The organism is Streptomyces sp. CBMA123, assembly GCF_014596465.1.
GTDB lineage: Bacteria > Actinomycetota > Actinomycetes > Streptomycetales > Streptomycetaceae > Kitasatospora.
In genome coordinates this window covers 1-3,562 of the sequence record NZ_MECK01000391.1, presented here as the reverse complement: position 1 = coordinate 3,562, position 3,562 = coordinate 1, and the positions used below count along the sequence as shown (strand labels likewise).

4 protein-coding genes are annotated in these 3,562 nt (G+C 74.0%); 2 read left to right on the top strand and 2 right to left on the bottom strand.

Annotated elements, in window-relative coordinates; genetic code table 11:
- Positions 1–955 (top strand): acyl-CoA dehydrogenase (locus BG452_RS31575; RefSeq protein ID WP_317621317.1); only part of this gene is annotated, 955 nt, incomplete at its 5' end.
- 111 nt (positions 956–1,066) lie between these two features.
- Here BG452_RS31575 and BG452_RS31570 read toward each other — a convergent pair.
- Positions 1,067–1,984, bottom strand: coding sequence for a glutaminase (locus BG452_RS31570; RefSeq protein WP_188307779.1), 918 nt, complete (start codon positions 1,982–1,984; stop codon positions 1,067–1,069).
- Positions 1,985–2,120: 136 nt separating this feature from the next.
- Between BG452_RS31570 and BG452_RS31565 the strand changes: the two genes are divergently transcribed.
- Entirely contained in the window at positions 2,121–2,537 is a 417-nt protein-coding gene (locus BG452_RS31565; RefSeq protein WP_188307778.1) for a hypothetical protein, read from the top strand.
- A 50-nt stretch (positions 2,538–2,587) separates the two neighbouring features.
- On the opposite strand, the gene BG452_RS31560 is transcribed toward BG452_RS31565, so the two are convergent.
- Positions 2,588–3,562, bottom strand: a 975-nt coding sequence (locus tag BG452_RS31560) for an ATP-binding cassette domain-containing protein (RefSeq protein WP_188307777.1), incomplete at its 5' end; no start/stop codon positions are given.

The window sequence follows — 3,562 nt, the reverse complement described above, 5'->3', positions numbered from 1 at the left end:
GATCGCCCTGCCGCACGCGCTGCGCAGGGTGACCGCCGACCGCCTGGCCGGCGAGCGCCCCGCGCTCGGGCTGCGCCACCAGCAACGTCTGCTGTTCGGCGCCGCCGCCGCCGCGCACACGGCCACCGTACTGGCCCGCCGGGCGACCGCGGCGAGCTGGCACATCCCCGAGGGGGGCGGTGCGGGCAGTGGACCGGCACCCGCGGTGATGCGCGCGCTGGCGCTGACCAAGGCCGGCGTCGACCGGCTCGCCGACCGGGCGGTGACCCAGTGCCGCTCGGCGGTCGGCGCGGTCGGCTTCTTCTCCGAGAACCGCCTGATCGAGTACCAGGCACTCACCATGGCGTTCCACTCGGCGGGCGGCGACAACCGGCTGATCCTGTTGGACGCCGCCCGGACGATGGTCGACGCCGTCGCCCACCCGGCGCCGGAGGAGCCGACGGGCCTCCCGCCGGCCGACGACGACGACTTCCACGCCCTGTTCCGGGCCCGTGAGCGCCTGCTGCACACCGAGCTGACGCACCGCCTGACCAGCTGCGAGGAGGCCGGAACGACCGCTGCGGCGGCCTGGGACGCCCACACCGACCTGGCGCTCCTCCTCGCCGAGGCCCACGTCGCCCGCACCACCGCGGAGGTTCTCCGGGCCGAGGCCCTGGAAGCGCAGGCGCGGGAGCCCGGGGCTGCGGGGCGCGGCTCCCTGCTGCACGACCTCTCCCTGCTCAGCTGCCTGGAAGAGGTCCGGACGCACAGCGGCTGGTTCGTGACCGAGGGGCTGCTCACTCCCGAACAGGTCCGCTCGCTGCCCGGCCGCCTGAACGACCTGTGCCACCGCCTCCTCCCCCGGGCCACGGACCTGATCGACCTGATGGAAACCCCCCGAGCCGTCCTCTTCGGCCCTCTCACCGAACCGGACTACGTCAGGGCACTCGCCGAGCAGCCGCCCCGCCCCGACTGATCCCGGACAGGCTGACGGCCTCCGGGAGGCTCCGGGGCACCGGCGGCCCCCGACGGCCCCCGACGGCGCCCTCGTCCTCGTCCGCGCGCTTCCTGGCTCCGCGGGCCACGGTCAGAAGACCGACCAGCCGGTGAGTGTGGTGAAGGCGTCCAGCGCGGCGATGCCGGCCACGGAGTTGCCGTGCACATCGAGGGCCGGCCCCCACACGCACAGCCCGCAGCGGCCGGGGACGACGGCGAGGATGCCTCCGCTGACGCCGCTTTTGGCGGGCAGCCCCACCCGGTGGGCGACGTCCCCGGCGGCGTCGTAGGTGCCGCCGACCAGCATGACGGCGTTGATCCGCTTGGCCTCGCTGCGGGTGAGCAGGCGGGTGCCGTCGGCGCGGATGCCGTGTCTGGCCAGCAGGCAGGCCGCCCGGGCGAGGTCGTGGCAGGTCATGGTGATCGCGCACTGCTTGACGTAGTGGCGCAGGACGGTGGGCACGGGGTTGGTGAGCTTGCCGTGGTCGGCCAGCAGGTGGGCGAGGGCGGCGTTGCGGTGGCCGTGGCGCTGTTCGGAGGCGGCGACGCGGGCGTCGAAGTCGATGGCGGGGTTGCCGCTCTCCGCGCGGAGGAACTCCCGCAGGGCTCCACTGGCATCGCCGGTCAGGGTCTGCAGGCGGTCGGTGACCACCAGTGCGCCGGCGTTGACGAACGGGTTGCGCGGCACGCCCCCCTCACGCTCCAGCTGGGCCAGGGAGTTGAACGGCGAACCCGAGGGTTCCTTGCCCACCCGATGCCACAGGGTGTCGCCATCGGTGGCGAGGACCAGGGCGAGGGTGAACACCTTGGAGATCGACTGGATCGAGAACGGTGTCCGCCAGTCGCCCGCGCCGTGGACCGACCCGGGACCGGTGGCCGTGGCGAGGGCGATCCCGAAAGCAACCGGGTCGGCGCGGGCGAGCGCCGGGATGTAGGTGGCCACCTCTCCGGTGCCGGCGACCTGCCGCGCCGCCCTGGCCACCCGGCCGAGCACACTCGCGTACTCCATGCTCCCCCCTTGTGGTCCGACATCGCTGTCAGCACCCGGCCAAGGATGCGCGCAATGCCGGAAAGCGGGAAGACAGCGCGTCCACATCGGTACAGTTACCGAGAGAAGGCATTTGTGTACTGAAAGTAGTCTATCCATGTCGGATGACAGACTCGCGCAGCTGATCCAGCACGAGCCGAGCGCCAGGATCCTGCGGCTCGACGAGGTCACTTCCAGCCCCATGGTCGTCAAGTGCATGGGCCGGACCTACACGGCCACTCTGGTCGGCGACACCGTTGACATCCAGGACCGCACCGACATCACCAGCCCACGCAGCCTGGGCACCGCCCGCCCCGGCCCGGCCACGGACGACTGGGAGGTCACCACCTCCTGCGGGGCCCTGCTGACCAGCACCGCGGACCTCCTCCATGCCATGGCCGTGCTCCGACAGGCCCAGTGGCCCCCGCGCGACCAGTCAGCGCTGCCACGAGGCAGGCTGAGTGCGTGTCACCACACGAGCCGGGAGTCGACCAGGCCGGCCATCGTCACGGTCACCGGACCGGACACGACGTGAATCACCGGCATTGGTGCGGGCACACCTACGGGGGGCCGCCGGCCTGCGGCTCACCCGGGTCGCCCCGGTGCTCCGGCCATCCGGGGGTCGGCCATCCGGTGGTCGGCCAGGTCGACGGCGACATCCGGGTGCCACGGGAGCAGCCCGATGTCCTGGTCCTGCAGGGCCAGGACCAGCGCCGAGTCCGGCAGCGCCCGGCGCAGCTCGCGCAGCAGCGCCTCGGCGGTCGGCCGGTCGAGTCCGGCGGTGGGTTCGTCGAGCAGCAGGATGCGCGGGCGGCGCAGGAGCGCGCGGGCGATGGCGAGGCGGCGCCGCTGCCCCTGGGACAGTGCGCGGCCGGCCGGGCCGACCGGGGTGTCCAGGGGCAGGGAACCGAGCCCGACCGCCGCCAGTGCCGCGCGGAGCCGCTCCGGGTCGGCAAGCGGTGCGGCCAGGCAAAGGTTGGCGGCGACGGTCGTGTCGGCGAGCCAGTCGTCGGCCTCGACCAGGGTGACCATGTCGGCGACCACGTCGGCGGGCAGCTCCGTGACCGGGGCGGCGCCCAGTCGCACCTGTCCGGAGGCAGTCGGCAGTCGTCCGGCCAACTGGCCCAGGAGCGTGGACTTTCCGCTGCCGTTGGGCCCGGTGACGACGACCAGCCCGGGCGCCCGGACGGTGAACGAGAGGGGCCGCCCGTCGTTGCCGGCGGGCAGGTCCAGCACGGTGAGAGCAGCGACTGCGCTGGTCGCCGCGTGCGGCTGCCGGTCGGTGGCGGTCGCGGTGAACGGGCCGAGCCGTGCGGCCGCGTCCTGGCCGGCGGTCAGCTCCCGGAGCAGCTGGGGAAGGCGGTCCAGCAGCTCCCACACCGCCGCGAGCAACAGCACCTCGCCGACGACGTCGGCCACCGGCTGCGACCGGGCACCCAGTTGCAGGCCGAGCAGCAGGGCGAGGCCCTGGCCGAGCGCGGCGAGCAGCCGCATGCCCAGGCGGCCCCGCCGCTGCTCGGCCGCCGCCGCGGCGGTACCCGCCTCCTCGCGTTCCTGCGC

Bases quoted from the DNA above. Each gene is read 5' to 3' on its own strand.
- BG452_RS31565 (WP_188307778.1), top strand. From the start codon at position 2,121: ATGTCGGATGACAGACTCGCGCAGCTGATCCAGCACGAGCCGAGCGCC.
- BG452_RS31570 (WP_188307779.1), bottom strand. From the start codon at position 1,984: ATGGAGTACGCGAGTGTGCTCGGCCGGGTGGCCAGGGCGGCGCGGCAG.